The sequence below is a fragment of the Streptomyces varsoviensis genome, from assembly GCF_000718635.1.
In the GTDB taxonomy this organism is placed as follows: Bacteria; Actinomycetota; Actinomycetes; order Streptomycetales; family Streptomycetaceae; genus Streptomyces; species Streptomyces varsoviensis.
On sequence record NZ_JOBF01000006.1, the window covers coordinates 265,789 to 285,629 of the forward strand.

The 19,841-nt window shown below is 74.1% G+C and carries 17 protein-coding genes; 8 read left to right on the plus strand and 9 right to left on the minus strand.

The genetic code is table 11. The features are described 5' to 3' along the window. Positions 1 to 6: 6 nt before the first annotated feature. Both eccCa and IF55_RS12330 read right to left on the minus strand, forming a co-directional pair. Positions 7 to 4,185 (minus strand): type VII secretion protein EccCa, encoded by a 4,179-nt coding sequence (gene eccCa / locus IF55_RS12325; protein WP_078644222.1) that lies wholly within the window; start codon positions 4,183 to 4,185, stop codon positions 7 to 9. A 204-nt stretch (positions 4,186 to 4,389) separates the two neighbouring features. Then, positions 4,390 to 4,824: a WXG100 family type VII secretion target gene (locus tag IF55_RS12330; RefSeq protein ID WP_048831885.1), complete on the minus strand. Its 435-nt coding sequence runs from the start codon at positions 4,822 to 4,824 to the stop codon at positions 4,390 to 4,392. A 173-nt stretch (positions 4,825 to 4,997) separates the two neighbouring features. Between IF55_RS12330 and IF55_RS12335 the strand changes: the two genes are divergently transcribed. Further along, a complete protein-coding gene (locus IF55_RS12335) occupies positions 4,998 to 5,258 on the plus strand; it encodes a hypothetical protein (protein WP_048831886.1) in 261 nt (86 codons plus the stop codon). A gap of 67 nt (positions 5,259 to 5,325) precedes the next feature. Here the strand turns inward: IF55_RS12335 and IF55_RS12340 are convergent, their stop codons facing one another. The 5 genes from IF55_RS12340 to IF55_RS12360 form a co-directional block, all read right to left on the minus strand. Further along, positions 5,326 to 5,652, minus strand: a complete 327-nt coding sequence (locus IF55_RS12340) for a WXG100 family type VII secretion target (protein ID WP_030893179.1) — start codon at positions 5,650 to 5,652, stop codon at positions 5,326 to 5,328. A 123-nt stretch (positions 5,653 to 5,775) separates the two neighbouring features. Then, the gene (locus tag IF55_RS12345; protein WP_030893181.1) at positions 5,776 to 8,571 is read right to left on the minus strand and encodes a right-handed parallel beta-helix repeat-containing protein; all 2,796 of its coding nucleotides are present in this window, start codon (positions 8,569 to 8,571) and stop codon (positions 5,776 to 5,778) included. Between the two features lie 97 nt (positions 8,572 to 8,668). Then, the gene (locus IF55_RS12350) at positions 8,669 to 10,015 is read right to left on the minus strand and encodes an EsaB/YukD family protein (protein ID WP_030893183.1); all 1,347 of its coding nucleotides are present in this window, start codon (positions 10,013 to 10,015) and stop codon (positions 8,669 to 8,671) included. Between the two features lie 131 nt (positions 10,016 to 10,146). After that, a complete protein-coding gene (locus IF55_RS12355) occupies positions 10,147 to 10,461 on the minus strand; it encodes a WXG100 family type VII secretion target (protein WP_030893185.1) in 315 nt (104 codons plus the stop codon). Between the two features lie 73 nt (positions 10,462 to 10,534). Beyond that, on the minus strand, positions 10,535 to 10,900 hold the full coding sequence (locus IF55_RS12360) for a WXG100 family type VII secretion target (RefSeq protein WP_048831888.1): 366 nt from the start codon (positions 10,898 to 10,900) through the stop codon (positions 10,535 to 10,537). A gap of 419 nt (positions 10,901 to 11,319) precedes the next feature. Between IF55_RS12360 and IF55_RS12365 the strand changes: the two genes are divergently transcribed. The 6 genes from IF55_RS12365 to IF55_RS41180 all read left to right on the plus strand — a co-directional run bounded on the left by IF55_RS12365 (position 11,320) and on the right by IF55_RS41180 (position 16,571). Continuing rightward, positions 11,320 to 11,889 (plus strand): superoxide dismutase family protein, encoded by a 570-nt coding sequence (locus IF55_RS12365; protein ID WP_078644225.1) that lies wholly within the window; start codon positions 11,320 to 11,322, stop codon positions 11,887 to 11,889. A gap of 127 nt (positions 11,890 to 12,016) precedes the next feature. Next, entirely contained in the window at positions 12,017 to 12,202 is a 186-nt protein-coding gene (locus IF55_RS12370) for a hypothetical protein (protein WP_030893192.1), read from the plus strand. A 107-nt stretch (positions 12,203 to 12,309) separates the two neighbouring features. Then, a complete protein-coding gene (locus IF55_RS12375; RefSeq protein ID WP_245661169.1) occupies positions 12,310 to 13,155 on the plus strand; it encodes a hypothetical protein in 846 nt (281 codons plus the stop codon). Beyond that, on the plus strand, positions 13,152 to 14,087 hold the full coding sequence (locus IF55_RS39315) for a DUF6895 family protein (RefSeq protein WP_030893193.1): 936 nt from the start codon (positions 13,152 to 13,154) through the stop codon (positions 14,085 to 14,087). Before IF55_RS12375 ends, IF55_RS39315 begins: the two co-directional genes overlap by 4 nt. Further along, positions 14,084 to 15,271, plus strand: coding sequence for a serine hydrolase domain-containing protein (locus IF55_RS12385; protein WP_063763958.1), 1,188 nt, complete (start codon positions 14,084 to 14,086; stop codon positions 15,269 to 15,271). Before IF55_RS39315 ends, IF55_RS12385 begins: the two co-directional genes overlap by 4 nt. A gap of 124 nt (positions 15,272 to 15,395) precedes the next feature. Next, complete coding sequence (locus IF55_RS41180) at positions 15,396 to 16,571, plus strand: DUF1266 domain-containing protein (protein ID WP_063763959.1); 1,176 nt, start codon at positions 15,396 to 15,398, stop codon at positions 16,569 to 16,571. A gap of 43 nt (positions 16,572 to 16,614) precedes the next feature. Here the strand turns inward: IF55_RS41180 and IF55_RS12395 are convergent, their stop codons facing one another. After that, the gene (locus IF55_RS12395) at positions 16,615 to 17,559 is read right to left on the minus strand and encodes a LysR family transcriptional regulator (protein WP_030893199.1); all 945 of its coding nucleotides are present in this window, start codon (positions 17,557 to 17,559) and stop codon (positions 16,615 to 16,617) included. 229 nt (positions 17,560 to 17,788) lie between these two features. Here IF55_RS12395 and IF55_RS12400 point away from each other — a divergent pair, with 229 nt between their 5' ends. Beyond that, the gene (locus tag IF55_RS12400; protein WP_030893200.1) at positions 17,789 to 19,057 is read left to right on the plus strand and encodes an MFS transporter; all 1,269 of its coding nucleotides are present in this window, start codon (positions 17,789 to 17,791) and stop codon (positions 19,055 to 19,057) included. Between the two features lie 47 nt (positions 19,058 to 19,104). Here the strand turns inward: IF55_RS12400 and IF55_RS12405 are convergent, their stop codons facing one another. Then, positions 19,105 to 19,746 (minus strand): GNAT family N-acetyltransferase, encoded by a 642-nt coding sequence (locus tag IF55_RS12405; RefSeq protein ID WP_030893202.1) that lies wholly within the window; start codon positions 19,744 to 19,746, stop codon positions 19,105 to 19,107. Between the last annotated feature and the right edge of the window lie 95 nt (positions 19,747 to 19,841).

The following is a 19,841-nucleotide window of genomic DNA, read 5'->3' on the forward strand; positions in this document are numbered from 1 at the left end:
TGCTGCTCAGACCGGTTGCTGATCGGGCACGGTCCCGGCTCCCTCCGCCTCATCCACCGCCTCGACGGTCGGCGAGTCGTCCCCGTCGTCCCCCTCCTCGTCGAGGGCCACCTGGATCGCGACCGGGTCATGGCCGCGGCGGACCAGCGTGCCGCGCCCCGGCCCCCGTACGTACGCGCGCTGGTCGCCGATGAGCGCGCCCTCCCGGTGGTCGCCGGAGAGCAGCAGCCCGTCCGTACCGACCTCCTTGAGCTTGCTGAGCAGCGGGTCGGACAGCAGGGCCCGGCTGGCGCCGCCGACCCGGCGGGCCAGCACGAGGTGGAAGCCCAGCTCGGCGGCTTGCGGGATGAACTCCGCCAGCAGGGCGAGCGGGCCGCGCCCCATGCTGCCCGCCGCCAGGTCGTAGTCGTCGGCGACGACGTACAGCTCCGGGCCCTGCCACCAGTCGCGCGCGGCGAGCTGGGCGGCGGTGACGTTCGCCGGGGGCATCCGGGAGCGCAGCGTGTCGGCGAGCGCCTGGGCCTGCCCGGAGACGAGCTCGGCGTTGGCGCCGCGGGCGCCGATGTAGGCGTCGGGCACCGCGCCCAGCAGGCTGTGCCGGTAGTCGACGACCATGAAGCGCAGGTCGCGGGCGGAGTGCCGGGCGGCGAGCCCGCGCATCCAGGCGCGCAGGAACGCGGTCTTGCCGGAGCCCGAGTCGCCGAAGACCGCGAAGTGCGGGGCGCCGGCGGCGGAGGTGAGGTCGAGGCCGACGGGGCGCAGGTCGGACTCGCGGAGCCCGATCGGCACCTCGCGCTCGCCGATGGCGGGGCCGTGGCCCTCCCAGCGCTCGCCGGGCGCGGGCGCGGCGGCGACCGCCAGTTCGCGGACGGTGATCCGCTCGGGCAGGACGCGCAGCGCCGGGGCGGCGGGCCGCCGCCAGTTCTTCGCGATCCGGGCCACCAGCCGCTGCTGCGCCTCGGCGAGCCCACTCACGCCGTCGGAGCCGGGGTCCCCGGTGGTGCCGTCGTCGAGCCGGGGCAGCGCGATGTGGTGGACGAGGCCGGGCGGGGTCAGGCCGCGGCCGGGGACGCTCTGGCCCAGCGCGCGGGCGCTGGGCCGGCTGATCTCGGACTCGGAGGGGTCGTTGAGCCACAGTTCGAGGCGGGCGGGGATGTTGTCGCGGAGGTTGACGCGGATCTCGGCCCAGCGGTTGGCGGTCAGCCACAGGTGGACGCCCACGCCGAGGCCGCGGGTGGCGATCTCGGTCAGGGTGGAGACGGCGTCCTCGTCGGCCTCGTGCAGGGCGGCCCAGTTGTCGACGGCCAGGACGATGTCGGCGGAGCGTACGCCCTCGGGCAGGTCGCCGGCGGCGCGGCGGGCGCGGAGTTCGGCGGCGGACTGGATGCCGAGGTCGCGGAACATCCGCTCGCGCGCGTTGACGAGCCGGCTGACCTCGGCGAGCACCCGGCGCACGCGTTCGTCGTCGCGGCGGCCGGCGACGCCCGCGACGTGCGGTGCGTCGGCGAGGCCGTGCAGCGCGCCGCCACCCATGTCGATGGCGTAGAACTGCAGCTCGTCGGGGGTGTGGGTGAGCATGGCGCTGAGCATCGCGGTGCGCAGGAAGGTGGATTTGCCGCTCTGCGGCGCGCCGACCAGCGCCAGGTGGCCCTGGCGTCCGGCGAGGTCGAGCACGAGCGGGCGCTGTTCCTGCCGGGAGGGCACGTCGAGGACGCCGACGGGGAACTTCAGCTCGCCGCCGTACGGCCAGTGGGCGCAGCGCAGGCCCAGCTCGGGGTCCTCCTCCGGCTCGCCGAGCAGCGGGTCGAGGGTGAAGTGCGGGGGCAGCGGCGGCAGCCACACCTGGTGTCCGGGCGCGTCCTTGTTGAGCAGCCGCTCGACGGCGACCTGGAGTTCGGTGGGGCCGGCGTCGAGGTCCCAGTCCCAGCCGGTCTTCTCGCTCTCCTCGGGGGAGAGCGGCGCGAGGTCGCCGTGCACGGCGTACGGCACGGGTTCGAGGGCCGCGGCCCCGGCGCCGTCGGGGTCGTACTCGCGGTAGGGCGCGGAGATGTAGGCGACGCGGAACCGCTCGTAGACCGTCTCGTCGACCTTGAGGTACGCGGAGCCGGGGATGGCGGGGAGCGTGTAGGCGTCGGAGGTGCCGATGACGGCGCGGGACTCGGCGGCGCTGAAGGTGCGCAGGCAGATCCGGTAGGAGAGGTGGGATTCCAGGCCGCGCAGCCGGCCTTCCTCCAGCCGCTGGGTGGCGAGCAGCAGGTGCATGCCGAGGGACCGGCCGACGCGGCCGATCTGGACGAACAGGTCGATGAAGTCGGGGCGCTGGGAGAGGAGTTCGCCGAACTCGTCGACGATGATCAGCAGGTAGGGCAGCGGTTCCAGCGGTTTGCCGTTGACGTCGGTGCCGCCGGCCGCCTGGCGGAGCTGGTATTCGCGGACCGAGTCGACGTTGCCGGCCTCGCGCAGCATCCGCTGGCGGCGCTGCTGTTCGCCGGAGAGGGCCTGGTGCATGCGGTCGACCATGGCGAGGTCGTCGGCGAGGTTGGTGATCAGGCCGGAGACGTGCGGGAGTTCGGTGACGCCCGCGAAGGTGGCGCCGCCCTTGAAGTCGACGAGCACGAAGGCGAGGTGTTCGGGGGCGTGCACCATGGCGAGGCCGGTGACCAGGGTGCGCAGCAGCTCGCTCTTGCCGGAGCCGGTGGCGCCGACGACGAGCCCGTGCGGGCCGATGCCGCCCTGCGCGGACTCCTTGAGGTCCATGGTCAGCGGCTCGCCGGTGCCGGTGACGCCGATGGGGACGCTGAGCAGTTCCTTCTCGTCGGGGGCGCGGCGCCGGGTGGCGGGGTCGAAGGCCGCGATGTCGGGGACGCCGAGCATGCCGGAGAGGGAGACGTGCTCGGAGAGGACCTGGTCGCGCTCGCCGGACAGGCGCAGCGGGGCGAGCGAGCGGGCGGTGGCCTCCAGGACGCCGGGGGCGGTCTCGTCGATGGTGCCCTTCTCGACGGTGGCGTGCAGGCCGGGCGTGCGGCCCTCCAGGGTGAGCGTGCCGCGGGCGTCCGTACGGGCCCGTACGTCGACGCGGCCGGGCTCCGAGCCCTCCTCCTCGACCAGGCACACCACGTGGATGCCCAGGTCGGGGCCGGCCTCGGTGATGAGGTCCTCCAGGAGCGCCGAGCGGGCCCAGGGCGCGTCGGGCTCGTACTCGTCGAGGAAGATCACCAACTGGCGGCGGGGGGTGATGTCCCGCTGCGGGACGATGCGGCTGTTGCGCTCGGCGCGGGCGGCTACGGCCTGGTCGAAGGTTTCCTGAAGGTGCTCGTGGAGCCCGGCGAGGTCGTCGGCGAGCAGCGGTACGAGCTCCTGTTCGCGGCGCTGGGCCGCCGCGTCGGGGTGCTGGGCGTGCGGCAGCCACTTGGCCCAGTCCCAGGCGGAGTTGCCGCCGGTGACGACGGCGACCCGTACGTCGTCCGGGGCGTGCAGGACGGAGAGCTGGAGCAGCATCGACTGGGCCAGCTCGCGGGTGCGGGCGCGCGGGCCCAGCAGGCTGACCACGCCGGACTTGGCGAGGTCCAGCCAGGCGGCCTGGCCCTCGACCGTGCCGTACGTGCGGACCAGTTCGGCGGCGGCGTGCTTGCACTCGGCGTCGACCTCGATGGTGGGGTCGTTCTGGTCCGGCATGTGCATCTCGGCGGCGAGCGGCACGGTGCCGGTGCCCACCCTCAGGTGCAGGAAGTCGCCGTCGGCGGGGCGGCGCTCCCACACCCGGCGGCGGCGGGCGGCGATCGCCCACAGCCGGTCCGGGTGCGGGTGCTGCCAGACGTCGGCGGCCCGCTGGGCGACCCGGGCGCGCAGGGCCTGCTTGCGCATCCCGGCCAGGTACTCCAGGTATCGCTCCCGCTGCCGGTACTGGTTGCGGCGCCGGCTGCCCCGGAGCTGCATCCGTACGCCGATGGTGACGCCGACGGACACCACCACGAAGGCGATGCCCAGCAGGATCATCCACGCCTTGCCGTAGGCGACCATGTAGGCCGCCATGCTCATGCTGGACAGCAGCGGCAGCAGGAGCATCAGCCAGCCCGCCGCGCCCTGGGGCTGGGGCCGCTGGGGCGGGCTGGCCAGGGTCGTCCGGCCCTCCGGCTTGGGCGGGGGCGTCGTACGGACGGGGCGGTGGAAGGGGATTCGACTCACGTTGGCTGCCTAGCGGGCTGTCGGGGGCGGCGGGAGCGGGTGGGGCGGCGGGCTCGCGGCGGGGCGCCGGTCCCGCCGCGAGCCGCGGGTTCACATCGGAGCCGCGGGCGCGGGGCTCTGGGAGCCGCGGGCTCATATGGGCCCCGCGGACGGTGGCTCGCATCGGAGCCGCGGGCGCGGGCTCACGAGGAGGGCGCGGGATCGTCAGAAGGTCATGGTGACCGCCGTCTTGTTGGTGTCGGTCACGGCCTCGGGCGGGGTGTCCTTCGGCTTGTCGTCGCCGCCGGTCTTCTCGGCCAGCCCCTCCCGGAACTTGGTGAACGCGTCGGCGAGGCCGTCCTCGGCGGTGCTGAAGTTGTAGGCGGCCATGCCGACGCCGTCGGCCAGGGCGGGCAGGACGCCCTTGTGCGGGTCCTCCTTGGTGCCGAACAGCTCGGTCATGACCCGCAGCCACTCCTCGTTCACCTCGTCGGCGTCCGAGGCGGCCTTGCCCTGCCAGCTCACCTTCAGCCCGTCGAGCGCGCCGTGGATGGTGTTGAGGCTCTTGACGACGTCGCCGCTGAGCGTCGCCAGCTCCTTGCCGACGGTCTTCAGGCCGCTCGGAGAGACGCTGATGACGGAGGTGTCGTAATCGGCCATGACTCGCCTTTCTCGGCAACTCCACTGGGGTGCCTGGGGGTTGCTGCCGGTACGGGGGTCACGCCCCCGCGCTGACAATTGCCTGCATAAGTGGTAAACCTGGCGATACTCCGCAAGACCGTCGCCCGGCCGCCCGGCTGCGAGGCCGGCGCGAGACAGACGAGGGAGACCCCGTGACCGACCCGATAACCTCGAAGTACGACACGACCCCGCTGCCCGACGGGGACGGCGACGACAAGCCGAGCCCCGACCACAACAAGAACCTCGACGGCCTGGTGCCGACCGACAAGGTCGCCTGGACGGCGCCGCCCTCCTTCAACGACGACCCGAAGGACATCGGCTCCGACAGCGGCTCCGCCCTCCTCAACCACTCCGGACAGGTCTACGGACACACCGACCGGAAGTCGAACTTCCCGGCGCCGCCCTCGAAGTGACCCGGCGCCGCGGGCCGCAGCCGCCCCGCCCCCTCTACGGGGAGCGGGGCGGCGGCACGTCGCCCGCTCAGCCATTGGGCCCCCCGCCGTCGTGAAGGTTCTTCACGTTGGCGTTCTCGGCGTTGTGGTAGTTCGTGTAAGAGGTCTCCATCCGGTTGATGATGTCGTTCAGCATCGACTCCAGGTCGTGCTGCCCCTTCTGGAACCACTTCTTGATCGCGTCGAACGAGTGGTACGACGGGCTGGACCAGTGCGAACCGATCTTGCCCATCTTGGTGTCGATCGACGACATGTGCTCGGAGATCGTCTTGGACTCCCGCCGCACCAACTGGATCGCGTCCTTCAGCGCCTGGAGGTCGGCGCGCCACTCCTCCGGGGTCGGTTGATCGGCCATCCGCGGGTCACCTGCCTTTCACCCGGTCCGACGTCCTGAGCCGCCCCCGCGCGCCGTCCGGGCCGGACGCGAGGAGCGGTGCCGCTGCTGCTTCGTAAGAGCCTGTGTCGCACGGTGCTCGGTTCACAGGGCGCCGCCTTCCGGCGGCAGGTCCGCGGGCAGCAGCGTGGTGAGCAGTTCCGCGTCCCCCGAGGTCAGGTCGAGCCCGCTCAGGTCGAGTTCGGCCACGCGCTGCGCGTGCCGCTCCGTCATCCGCTGGAAGACCTGCCGCGCGCTGCGCCCGTTGCCGAACTGCTCGCCGCGCGGCAGGGCGTCGAAGTAGCCGTGCAGCGCGGCGGTGGTCTCGGGCGTGAACGCGTACTGGTGGCTGTCGGCCTGGTGCTCCACGATGCGCACCAGCTCCGGCGTGCTGTAGTCGTCGAAGAGCAGGGTGCGGGTGAAACGGGAGGCCAGGCCCGCGTTGGACTCCAGCAGCCGGTTCATCTCGCTCGGGTAGCCGGCGACGATGACGACCACCTCGTCCCGGTGGTCCTCCATCAGCTTGACCAGCGTCGAGATGGCCTCCGAGCCGAAGTCCGTGAACTGGCCCTGCGGCACCAGCGAGTACGCCTCGTCGATGAACAGCACCCCGCCGAGGGCCCGCCGGAAGACGGCGGTCGTCTTCGGCGCGGTGTGGCCGACGTACTCGCCGACCAGGTCGCCCCGGTCGGCCTCGACGAGATGGCCGCGGCTGAGCAGGCCGAGCGCGGCGAGGAAGCCGCCGTAGAGGCGGGCCACGGTGGTCTTGCCGGTGCCGGGGTTGCCCGCGAAGACCAGGTGCCGGCTCAGCGGCGGCGGGGCGAGCCCCGCGTCCTGGCGGACCTTGACCATCTGCATGAGCTTCGTCAGCGTGACGACTTCGCGCTTGACGCTGTCGAGGCCGACCAGGCGGTCCAGCTCGACGTGGAGTTCGGCGAGCTTCGCCGCGGCCTCCTCGGCGCTCCGCTCCTCGTCGCCCTCGCCCGTACGGCCCTTGTCCTTCCGGCCCTTGCCGTCCGCCCCGGCCCGGTGGCCGGCTCCGGCGGCGGCCGGCACGGCCTCGCGGCCCTCGCCGTCCTTCGCCCCCGGCGCCGCGAGGGTGGGCAGCAGCGGCTCGGCCGCGTCCTCGACGTGGCAGTCCTCCGCGTGCACGACGGCCTCGTCGTCGCGCAGCAGGTCGGTCTCCGTGCCGTCCACGGCGCAGCGGCGCAGTACGAGCCGGGAGCGGGCGGCGGCGTAGACGGCGGGGAAGCGGCTCTTGGTGAAGTGGCAGTCCTCGTAGCGGCCCTCGCCGCCCTCCTCGACGAACAGGGCGTTCTTCGCGGCGTCCGCGACGGTCAGGCCCAGGAGGCGGGGCCGGGCCCCGGCGCGTACCACCACGCCGCTGCCCCGCGCCTCGCGGACCGCGCCGCCCTCCACCAGGACGGTGCTGTCCTCCTCCAGCAGCAGCCCCGCGCCGCCGCTGCCGACGATCCGCACGTTCTCCAGCCGGCCGCCGGTCTCCCGGCCGATCCGCACGCCGGTCTCCCCGGCGGCGGTGATCTCGCAGTCCGCGAGCAGCGGCCGGTGGGTGGTGCGCAGCCGTACGCCCTCCCGGCCGCCCGTCACGCGGCAGCCGCGCACCGCGGCGTCGCCGCCCTCGACGCTCACGCCGGTCAGCCCCGCGTCGCTCACCTCGCAGCCGTCCGCGAGGAGTTCGGCCCGCTCGGTGACGCGCATGCCGTACTCGGGGGTGCCGCTGACGGTGCAGTCACGGGCCGTGGCGCGCGCGGCCCCGCCGAGGTGTACGGCCGTGTAGGCGGTGTCCCGTACGGTGCAGCCGGTCAGCGTGACCTCCGCCTCGCCGACCGCGTACACGCCGTTGGCGGTGGTCCGGGCGAAGGTGGAGTCCCGCGCGGTGGCCTGCCCCGAGACGCTCGCGACCAGCGCGGTGTCCTCGCAGTCCACGGCCCGCACCGAGACCAGCTCCACGGCGGCCTCCGCCGTGACCAGCACCGCGGCCCCGGTGGTGTGGTGCACGTGGCAGCCGTCCAGCAGCGCCGCGCTGCCGCCGTCCACCAGCACGCCCGCGCCGCCCGTACGGAAGATCTCGCAGTCCCGCAGCCGCACGCCGTGCCCGTCGCGGGCCGAACCGGCGCCGGACGTCCGCGTCTCGGCGGACGCGGGCGCGCCCGCGTCCTGGCCGCCGGCCGCGGGCGCGACGCGGCCCGCCGTGCCGCGGGTCCACACGCCCTGCCCGGTCGCCTCGTGCAGCCGGCACTCGCGCAGCGCCGCGGTCGCGTGCCCCTCCACCATGACGGCCGCGGTGCCGCTGCCGCGTATCTCGCAGCGCGTCAGCGTCGCGTGCGCCCCGCCCATCAGCACGGCGCCGCGCCCGGTCGCGCCGTCCACCAGCGCGTCCGTCAGCTCGACCCGCGCCTCGTCCTCGACGACCAGGCCGTCCCCGACGCAGCCGCCGATCGTCAGGTTCTCCAGCGTGGTCCGGCTGGTACCGGCCAGCCACACCGCCACGCCCTCGGCCTGCCGCACCGCGCAGCCGCTCAGCAGCGCCGCCGCCGAACCCGCGACATCGACCCGGCCGCCGGTGATCTCGCAGTCCCGCAGCACCGGCTCGCCGCCGCGCAGCAGCACCGCGGCGTCCCGCGGCGCGGTCGACGCGATCGCGAAACCCCGCAGCTCGGCCGCGCCCGCGTGCACGGTCACGGCGGGCCCGCGCGCCGCGACGAGGCGCACCGCGCCCTTCGCGACCAGGCTGACGTCCTTGTCCAGCACCAGGCTCTCGGTGTACGTACCGGCCTGCACCGTGATCACCGCACCGGGCTTCGCACTGCGGACCGCCGCCCCGATGGTGCGGTGCCCGCCCCAGCTCCCGGGCGCGACGCGCTGCGCGGCGGCCCTCATGGGGTCCGCTCCCGGGGTGCGGGCGCGTACGCCCGTACCTCCCGTACCACCGGCATCACCCGTATCTCCTGAATCGCCCCTACCCCCGGCCGCCCGCTCACAGGCCGCTGCCCAGGTTGGCCAGCCAGCCGAAGAGGCCGAAGACGCCGGCGGCGAGCGGCAGGCAGGCGACGGCGAGGAAGGAGGCGAGGCCGCCGGGCCAGGTGGGGCGCTCGGGCTCGATGGGGCGCAGGGCCGCGCCGAAGGCGAGGAACAGCCCGCAGGCGACGAGGACGGCGCCCACGGCGAAGGCGGCCAGCGGCCCGGCGACGGTCGAGTCGAGCGTGTACTCGGGGACCTTGACGGCCAGCGCGAGGAGCCCCACGACGCCGGCCGCGAGCTGCGGGATCACGCCGGTCAGGACGCGTACGGAGCCGGCCTGGAGCAGCAGCCCCACGCTGACGACGCCGACCAGCGCGAGGCCGCAGGCGCCGCGGGAGGCGCTCAGGGTGAGCAGGGCGGCGGCGAGGACGGTGCCGGTCACGACGGAGAGCAGGGTGAGCAGCCCGTTGCCGCGGCGGACGACGGCGGCGATCTCGCCGGGGTCGAGGGCCTCGGCGCCGGTGTCCGGCCCGGAGGGCACGAGCACGGCGATCTGGCTGGTGATGCGGGGCAGCAGCCCGGCGAGCATGAACAGCGCGGCGGCGACCACGGCGGCGGAGCCGGTCAGGCCCGCGTGCAGGGCGGTCAGCGGCACGACGAACAGCGCGACGGCGGCGGTGAGCAGTTGCAGCACCACGGTGGACGGGGCGGGGAGCGCGATGAGCCCGGCGAGGGCGCCGAGGACGGCGCAGAGCGAGACGAGGACCGGGGTCGTCACCGGTCCGTACAGGGGGGCGCCGAGGCCGACGCAGGCCAGCAGCGGGCAGGCGGCCAGCGCGAGGAGCTGGCGCACGCCCTGCGGTATCGGCCAGTTCTTGCGCTGGGCGTACCAGGCGAGCAGCGCCGAGCAGAGCGCGGCGACTCCGAACAGCGCCACGGCCGGGGCCGCGAGGCGGTGCGCGCCGGTCCAGGCCGCGGCGGCGACCATGACGGCGAGCCCGGAGCCCACGGCGAACTGGGCGCGGCGCCGCCCGTTCCACAGGCCGCCGTCGTCCTGGGCGCCCGCGACCTGCTCGTCGAGGTCGGTGACGGTCAGCTCGCCGAGCTCCGCGGCCCGCTGGTCGCGCAGGTAGAGGATGGCGCCGTCCACGATGCCCGCGGCCGCCAGCGACTCGCCGGGGGCGAGGGGACTGCCGCCCGACTCGGCCAGCGACCAGACCGGGGGCATGGCCTCGGGCTCGGTCTGGCCGCACAGTGTGGCGAGCCGGGAAGCGTACTCGGCGACCGGGGCCTGCGCGGGAAGCGCGAGGTCGACCCGCCTGCGTTCGCCGACCACGGTCACCCGGCAGCGTTCATCGGGCACGGAGGTTTCCTTCGGTGTCGTCGGACGGCACGGTCACGAACCCGCGGGATGCGGAGCGCCGCGGCCCGCGGGCCGCGGCGGAGTGGAGGCTCCACGGGCCCGCGGGGGCCGCGGTGTGGGGCCGGCCCGTGTCAGTGCCGCCAGGTGGACATGTTGGACCACTCGGCGTCACTGTAGTTGTTCCAGTTCACGTGCATGGCGTTGGCGATCCGCCCGAGCACGCCCTCCGGTCCGAACAGCCCGTCGGCGGCGAGGTCCCACTCGTTCTGCATGTCCTGGTAGTACGTGGCGGCCTGGCTCTCGCGCCACGCGTCGACCAGGGGCGCCAACTGGGACTTCAGCGCCTGGAGTTCTCCGGAGATCTCCGCGGCCCTGGCGTTGAGCACCCCGCCCGCCGCCGCGAGCCCCTCGCCGACGTAGATCGGCGTGCCGTCGATATCGGCCATGAACACTCCTAGGAACGCGCCCGGAACCCCGGACGAATCGAGTAAGCGGAAGGCAAGTGGTCGCGGGGCCCGCTCAGTTGAAGTTGGTGCCGGCCGGCGCCTTGGGCACGTCCTCGCCGAGCGCGGCGAGGTTCGTGAGGTTCTGCTGCTCGGAGTCCTTGTAGTTGACGTAGTTGCCCTGCAGCCCCTTGGAGATCCCCTCCAGGGCGTCGTGGAGCATACGCGCGTAAATGTCGTACTCCGTCATCAGGGTCTGGAACTGGTTGTGCGCGAGCCCCTGCCAGCTCGCCTCCAAGCTGGTCACATAGGTCTTCAGCTCCGCCAACTGCCCGGCGATCTCCGCCGCCGTCGACATCGTGTTGCTGGAAGCGTTGGCCAGGTACTCGGGGGTCACCCGGTAGGTGACACCACCGACGCTCACAGAAGGCTGGTCAGCCATGGTGGAATCCGCCCCTCTTCGCTGATGCCCCAGCAGTCAAGCACCGCCCCACCCCCACTCGGGCCACGAGAACCCCGATGAGCACCATCTGAACAGGTTCTGACCATGCCAGGGGGGTAAGGGGGAGCACCCGGAACAGGGGGCGGGCGAGCGGGTGAGCGCCGGGCGGCGGGGCGGGCGCGACACGGACGGACGCGGCTGTGGGAGTGGAGGCGACACGGACGGACGCGGTTGCGGGGGTGGGGGCGGGGCGTTGTCCGGATACTCGGTAGTGGGCAGCCCCTCTTCCCGCAATCATCCGTGGCGGCGAGGACTGTCCCAGGGCTCCCCTCCGTATCGGACGCGTATCCGATGCGCCCGACTGTCCTGCTCAGTCCGATCGTTCCGCCCATTTCGACCATCCTGCCCAGGGAGTGGACATGCCCTTCGTAGCGACGACGCTGACCGCGGCCATGGTCCTCGGGCCGACCGCGGCCCTCTGGCCGGCCGCGGGAGTGCACAGCACCACCGTGACCGTCGACGAGCACTTCGGGCCCGCGAGCCAGGCCCCGTACACGGCCGTCACCCACGATCCGGCCGCCGTGCCGGTGGGCGCGCGGGTGGTGGTCACCGAGCGGCGGCACGAGGGCGGCGGGACGACCGTCGCGCTGCGGCTGGAGGGGGTGCAGAAGAACCGCACGTTCGGCGCGCACGTGCACTCCAAGCCGTGCGGGGCCAAGCCGGCCGACTCCGGGCCGCACTACCAGGACGTGCTCGACCCGAAGCAGCCCTCCACCGACCCCAAGTACGCCAACCCGCGCAACGAGGTGTGGCTGGACCTCACGACCGACGAGGACGGTGACGGGCGGTCGCGGGCGGCTCAGCGCTGGCACTTCCGGTACGGGGAGGCGCGCTCCGTCGTCGTGCACGAGCACAAGACGGAGACCGAGCCCGGTCACGCCGGCATGGCCGGCGCCCGTCTGGCCTGCGTGAACGTCCCCTTCGCCTGACGTCTGCGGACCGCCGCGCCGGCGGCGGCGCCCGCTCGACGGGCACCATGCGACATACAGGGGTAAATTGGACAGGGCATCGGGGCATCACCGGCTGTGGTGATGAATCTCTGCGGAGGAACGAAAGATGCTTGTCCAGACTCTGAAGCCCACTGGCCTCGCACTCGACAAGGAAGCCCTCGGGCACCTGATGACCCAGCCCGAAACCGAAGTGAGCGACGCGCCGATCCCCGCGCCGGAAGGCGTCGGCGGTGGCAGCGGCGTGCTGCTGGCGGGGCTCATCATCTCGCCGAAGGCGCCGAAGCGCCGGTGATCTCCGAGCGGTCGCGGACCGCCCACAGCGAATCAGCCGGCCGATTGGCCGGCCGTGCCCTCGACGTCCTGCGGGGCGTCGAGGGCACGGCTGTGGTGGCGGCCCATATGACAGACGCTGACGACGCCGCCGACGCCGCTGTCGCCCTCGCCGCGGTGCGCCTGCTCGGCGCCGACGTCCTCGCCCCCTACGCGCTGACCGGCGCGCCCCTGCCCTTCGGCGAGGCCGAGGCCGTGCGCCTCGCGCTCGACGCGCTCCCGCCCGTACAGCCGCCGCCCGCCGCCCCGCCCGCGGGCGACGAGCAGACCTGGGTCCTGGCCTGGTCCGACTGGGGACTGGTCACCCTGCTGGGCGCGACCGACCCGGCCGCCGCCAACCCGACGGTCCGCACCAACCCGACGATCCGCACCAACCCGACGGCCCGCACCGATCCGACGGCGGCCCCGGATCACGCGATCCCGGATCACGCGGCCCCCGGTCAGGCCCCGGACCACGCGGCCCCCCATCTGGTGACCCCCGCCGACTCCCTTCCCCTCCAGCCGCCCCACCCCCAGGGCCCGCCCCTGTGCGACGACTCCGCGCCCCGCCACCTGCCGCCCACCGCGGACGACGGCCCGGACGGCCCCGTACGGGAAGGATGGGCGCCCTGGTCCGTACGGCTGGGCCGGCTCGCCTCGCTCGCCCTCCCCGGCCTCGACGGGCCCGTGCACGAGGCCGCCCGGGCCGGCGCCCTGGGCCTCGCCCGCGGCGCGAGCCGGGCCACCCTGCGCCGCGACTTCGCCACCGCCGCCCGGATCACCCGCTGGCTGGCCTGGCTGCAAGCCGACGGCGTCGCGCTGCCGCTGGACCCGGCGCCCCTGACGAACTACATCCGCCTGGCCGGCGGCGACGGCGGGCGCCTCGCCCTCGACACCGCCATCGCCCGCCGGCTGCTCGGCCTGGAGCCCGTATGACCGCCCTCCCGGTACGGACCGCGCACGAGATCAGCGGCCGGGCGCTGGCCTGGCTGCACGCCAACCGTGAGTACGGGGCGCTCTCCAGCGTCCCGCGCTCCGACGTCGGCGAGGAGGGCGAGACGTACAAGGCGCTCGCCGAGACGGCCCTCGCCGCCTCCCTCGTCCTGCGCGACGGCGCGGCCGGCACGACGGAACTCACCCTCGCCCGCGAACTGCTGGACTTCGGCTGGCGGCAACTGGGCGAAGGCACCCTGCTGTACGAGCGCCTGCTGCGGCACCCCCTCACGACCGACCCGATGGAGACCTACGCCCACTTCGTGCGCGCCGGCTACCGCCACGCCCTGCTGGACGGGCTCCTCGCCCACAACGCCGCCCTGCGGGCGACCCACGCCTGCGAACACATCCCCAACCGCCGGCTCGCCGTCGCCAACGCCGCCCGCATCACCGGCCACGACCACGGCGCCGGGGCCCACGACTGGGCGTCGCTGACCCGTGCGACCTGGCTCGGCGCCATGCCCGAGCCCTGGCACATCGACTGGCTGACCGGCTACGCCGTCACCCACACCGTCTTCCACCTCACCGACTGGGGCCGCCTGCCCGGCGGGCTCCCCGCCGACATCGCCGGCTACCTGCGCGACTGGCTGCCGATGTGGACGGACATCTGGGCCGAGACCAGCCAATGGGACCTCATGGCCGAGCTGATGATCGTCGGCAACTGCCTGCCCGACCCCGCCACCGAAGCCGAGGACTGGCAGCGGCTCGCGGAGCTCCAGCACGCCGACGGGCTGGTGCCCCGCGACGACAAGCCCGTCGACGACGACCCGGCCCAGCGCTTCGAGGACCACCAGCACACCACCATCGTCGCCGTCGTGGCCGGGACCATCGCCGTCAACCGGGCCCTGAACGAGCCGGGGCGGGCGGCGGCGTGACGGCTCTCTCCGGAACCCGCCCCGCCGCCGGCGTCCTGCCCGGACCCCCGCTACCCGCCTCCCTGCTGTCCGCCGCCCCGGGCGCGAGCGCCGTCGTGGCCGGCCTGTACCACCGCGGGCGGCGCACCTTCCTCGCCCGCGGCAGCACCTCGTACGAGACGGGGGAGGCAGATAAAGAGGGGGCCGAGGGGAGAGAGCCGGCCGACGCCCGTACGCGCTTCGAGATCGGCTCCCTCACCAAGACCTTCACCGCGCTGCTCCTCGCCGAACTCGCCGCGCGCGGCGAAGCGGGCCACCACGACAGCGCCGTACGCCATCTGCCGCCCGGCACCCGGTACCCGGCGGGCACCGAGGCCATCACCCTGACCCACCTGGCCACCCACACCTCCGGGCTCCCCCGGCTGCCCCCCGGCCTGCTCGCCACCGCCGGCCGCCGGCTCTTCACCAACCCCTACGCGGCCTTCACCGGCGCGGACGCCCTGCGCTCGCTGGCCCGCACGCGGCTGCGCTTCCGGCCGGGCAGCCGCATGCTGTACTCCAACTTCGGCGTGGGGCTGCTGGGTCACGCCCTGTGCGGCGCGGCCGGCGGCGGGTCCTCGTACGAGGAGCTGCTGGCCTCCCGCGTCCTGGCTCCGCTAGGGCTCCGCGACACGAGTTGCGCGCCGCGCGCGAACGGCGACCCGCCCGAGGCCACCGGCTACCGGTACCGCAGGCCCCGCCCGCCCTTCGCCATCCCCGGCCTCCCCGCCGCCGGAACCGTCCGTTCCACGGCGCGCGACCTCCTCGCGTACGTCGAGGCGCTGACATGGCTGACATATACGGGCGCGACGCCACCGGGCCCGTCGGAGCTGCCGCAACCGCCGGAGCTGGCGGAACCGCCCGAACCGCCGTGCGCGGCACCCCCGGAGCCGCTGCGCGCGGCGCTGCGGGACGTCACCCGCCCCCGGCTCACCATGCCGCGCGGAAAGGACGGCATCGCCCTGATCTGGAACGTCCGCCCCTGCCCGGACGGCTCCGTTCTCTACCACCACTCCGGCGGCACGGCCGGCTGCACCGCCTTCGCCGGGTTCATCCCGCGCCACGACGCCGCCCTGGTCGCCCTCGCCAACTGCGCGCCGCAGTTCGGCAACAGACTGGTCCAGGAGGCGTACGACGCACTGGCGGCGCTGGCCCGTACGACCTGACGACGCACTGGCGGCACCAACCCGCACACCCCGACGGCTCGGCGCCGGCGAGGCTCGGGAACCGGACAGCCGCGGCCCGACAACCCGCCGGTCAGTTCATCACAGTCGTCAGTAGAGTTGGCCGGTGAGCACTTCAAGGGCGCGCGCGAAGACGGTCACCCGCTCATGGCAACCGGTCACCGAGGTCGAGCGGGAGCTGATGGAGGCCGTGGGGCGCGGGGACAACAAGGGGTGTCTGCGGGTACTCGCGGGGGCCGATCTGGTCGGATATGTCGCCAAGGACCAGGTCGACGCGGGCGGCGACGCCCCTTGGCGCAGCATCTCCAGCGGTTGCCTGATCGTCCGTACGGTCGGCGAGCGGCTGCCCCGCCGCCCCGGCACCGTCGCCGTACGCACCTCCTTGGACACTCTCGCCCGCGGTTGGGCCGACCCGCGCCTCGCCCTCCTCGTCAACCCGGGCACGCCCGTCGAGATGTACCTGACGGCCCGCCCGCGCGACCTGCTGCGCTGGAAGCGCCTCTCCAAGAAGGCCACCAGGGGCGTCCCGAAGAACGAGCGCCCCATGCGGCTGCTCACCAAGGCCACCGGCCCCCTGAGCGGCCCCCTGGCGCACGGGCTCGGCTGCGGGGCGCTGCTGGCCGTGACCAACGGCGTGATGTGGAACGACCTGGACGACGTCTACGACGACTACGAACAGGACCGCCAACTCCTGCGCGACCTGTGGGGCACGACGACCGCACGGGACTGGCAGGAGAACATGGACACGCTCCTGGCCGCCGAGAACAGCCCGGCGGAACCGGAATTCGCCCTCCGGGTACGGGCGCGGCTCACCCGCGCCTGGGGCGTACCGCCCGCCCACGAGGACTGGCGCCACGCCTGCACCGAGGCGCTCGACGAACTGTCGGCGCCGCCGAGCGCCGACGCCGAGGTCCAGCGCGTCATCGGGCGTGTCCTCGCCTACGAGGCGCGGTTCCGGGCGGACGGCCTGCTGCCGGCCGGCGGCGTCGTGCGCAGCGCGGTCGCCTACGACTACGGGCGCGGGGTCAACTTCGCCCGCTGGGGGTTCAGCGCGCGGCTGTGCGGCGCCGATGTCGCGCAGGCGGCGATCGTACGGGCGGGGGCGCTGAGCCGCGAACACTACGCGTCCTGGGCGGAGTTCTCGGCCGGTTACGCGCTCGGCCGCCTGCTGCGGTTCGACGGCGACGAGTTCGGCGACTGGTACGCGAGCGTGCTGCGACCGCATCGGATGCTCATGGAGGACACGTCGGGCCCCTGGCGGTCCATCCCCTGGGAGGAGTAGAGGGGTTGGGGGCGGGGCCGACCGGCATAGCGGCCGGCTCCCTTCACCGAGCCGCCCAGTCCGGCGCCCAGGTGAGCCCCGGGGCGTCCGGAGCGAGGTGGCCCGGCCGGGGGCTCGCGAAGTGGTCGCGGAGAAGGGCGAGCGCGGGGTGCGGGTTGTCGCGCCGCCAGATCAGCGAGTGCGGGTAGACCGGCGTCGGATCGCGTACGTCGACGCGGCGCAGATCGTCCTCGGGGGGCCAGAGCAGCCGGGTCTGCTCCCCGACGAAGGTCGCGAGCACGGCGGACCGGGCGATCGTGTCGAGGAGCGGTTCGGTGCCGAAGTCGGGCCCGGTGACCTCGATGGTGAACCCGAACGCGGCGGCGAAGTCCTCGTAGTAGGCGGCCCACTCGGTGCCGGCGACGATTCCGGGCATCCAGATGCGGTGCCCGGCGAGCCGCTCCATGGCGATCGTCCCGGCGTCGGCGAACTCGTGGGCCGGGCCGGTGAGCAGTTGCAGCGGCTCGTCGTGGACCCGGACGGCCGCCACGCCGTCGGGGAGCTGCCACGCGGGCACGGTGACGGCGCGGAAGGCCGCGTCGACCGTACCGGCCTGGACGGCGGCGATGGCGGCATCGGCGTCGCGGAGGGTCACGGCGTCGAGTTCGGCGTCCGGGTGCGCACGGTGGAAGTCGCTCAGCAGGCCGCCGGGCGCGAGCCGCCGGCTGATCACGTCGACGCGCAGGGCACGGCTCCCCGGCCGTACGGACGCCACCGCCCGCGCCTCGGCCCGCAGGAGCGCGCGGGCGTGCGGCAGGAACGCCTGCCCGTCGACTGTGAGCCGGGCGCCGCGCGCGGTACGGGTGAACAGCCGCACGCCGAGGCTCTTCTCCAGCGCCGCGACGCGCTTGGAGACGGCCTGCTGGCTGATCGAGAGGCTGTCGGAGGCCTCATGGAACGTCCCCGCGTCCGTGATGGCGACGAAAGTGCGCACGGCATCGAGATCCACGCCGGGGATCGTAGCCCGACAACCTCCGGTTGTCGGGACAGGGGCGGGTCGGTTGTTTGCTCCGCGGGTACGCCGCTGGCTTTGATGTGCCAGGTCGGCGAGGGGCGCCCGTACGGGGCGGGGGCGTGCGGCTGAGGGGACGAGGGGAGCAGGGGTGCGAGAGGAACCAGGGACGGCGGAGGAGGCGCGGGGCCCGGGGGCGCCGCAGACAGGACAGACGGAGCAGGCGGTGCGGGCGAAGAGCTCCCTGGGCCGCCCGTTCGGCTGGCTGTGGGGGGCGTACGCGGTCAGCACCTTCGGCACCTGGCTGGCGTTCGACGCGTTTCCGCTGATCGCGATCCTGGTGCTGCACGCGGGGCCGGCGCAGGTGTCGATCCTGGCGGCGGCCGGTACGGCGGTGGGCGCGGCGGTGGCGGTGCCGCTCGGGCCATGGGTGGAGTTCCGGCGCAAACGGCCGGTGATGGTCGCGATGGACCTGATCCGCTTCGCGGCGCTGGCGAGCGTCCCCGTCGCGTACGCGCTCGGGTGGCTCGGCTTCGCCCAGCTCCTGGTCGTGTCGGTGATCGTCGCGGCGGCCGGCATCACCTTCACCGCGGCGGCGGGCGCCTGCCTCAAGGCCCTCGTGGAGCCGCGGGACCTGATCGTCGCGAACGGCCGGTTCGAGGCGACGACCTGGACGGCGAGCGTGGTCGGGCCGCCGCTCGGGCTGGCCGCGATCGGGCTGTTCGGCCCGGTACTGACCGTGGTCGCCGACGCCGCCAGCTATCTGCTCTCGGCGCTGGGCATCCGCGCGATCGGCGGCTCGGAGCCCCGGCCCGTACGCCCGGAGTCGACGCGGCAGCGCCACCCCGGCGCCGTACTCGAAGGGTGGCGCTACATCCTGGCCAACCCGGCGCTGCGCCCGCTGCTCTTCAACACGGCCCTGGTCAACAGCCTGATCATGGCATCGGTCCCGCTGCTGGCCGTCCTGATGCTCGGCCGCCTCGGCTTCGCCCCCTGGCAGTACGGGCTCGCCTTCTCGGTGCCCTGCCTCGGCGGCCTGGCCGGCTCGCGGCTGGCGCGACCGCTGGCCGCCCGGTACGGGCGGGACAGGACCATGCGCGTCGCCGGGTCGCTGCGGGCGTGCTGGCCGCTCGGCCTGGCCTTCGTCGGCCCCGGCAGCGGCGGGCTCGTCCTCGTGATGACCGTGGAGTTCGGCCTGATCCTCTTCTCCAGCCTCTTCAACACCCTCTTGGGCGCGCACCGCCTCGAACACACCGCGAACGACCGGGTCGCCCGGACGCTGTCGGCGTGGTCGGTCACGACCAAGACCACGGCGGCGGCCGTGACGGGTCTGTGGGGGCTCCTGGCCGGGTTCACCGGCTCCCGCACGGCGATCGCCCTCGCGGGCGTCCTGCTGCTGGCCACTCCACTGCTGCTACGAGCCGGAGCCCGGACCGAGCCCACCGCCGAGGCCCCGGAGCCCGCCCAAGTGGCCCAAGAGACGCCCACGCCGTAGGCACTCACGCCTTAGAGCCCTCAGAACCCTCAGCCGCCTCAGCCCCCTCAGCCGCCGAAGAACTCCCGGGCAGCCTCCAGCCCCTCCACATCGACAGGGACCGTACGGTGCGCCTCCCAGGCCGCCCGGTCCAACCGCAGCCGCTGGAGGGTACGGGCCTGCCCGCGTACGGAGGCGACGGTGAGCCCGTCGTCGCGGTAGCCGAGCCGACGGGAGACGCCGAGGGAACGGGGGTTGTCCGTCATGGCGGCGGAGGTCACACTGCGCGCGCCGAGCCCGGCGAACGCCAGGTGCAGCACCGCGGCCCGCATCTCCGTCCCGATCCCCCGCCCCTGATGCACCGCCCCGAGCCACGACCCGGTCTCCGCCTCCCGCGTCACCGCGAACCCACTGGCCGACAGGTCCTGCCGCCCCACGGCCACCCCGTCGCACCGCACCGCGAGACTGAGCGTCCACTCCCCCGGCCGCCACCCGGCGACGGTCCCCAGCACATGCTGAAACACCGCCCGCCCCCGCTCCTCGCGCCCCCCGTCCGTCCACGGCACGGTGAACGGCATATACCCCGCGTCATGCACCCCGTCCGCCGCCACCTCCGACAACTCCGCCAGGAGTTCCAGATCCGGCAACCGCAGTTCAAGACGTGGCGTGGTAATCCGAAGGCCATACAGAGGCCACACATCCGCTCCCATGAACCAACCCTGCCGCTCCCCCCACCCCCCGTCGAACCATTTCCGCCCCTCTCCCCTCCCCTCCCCCCCGCCCCCCACCCCGCCCGCGTCAGGAT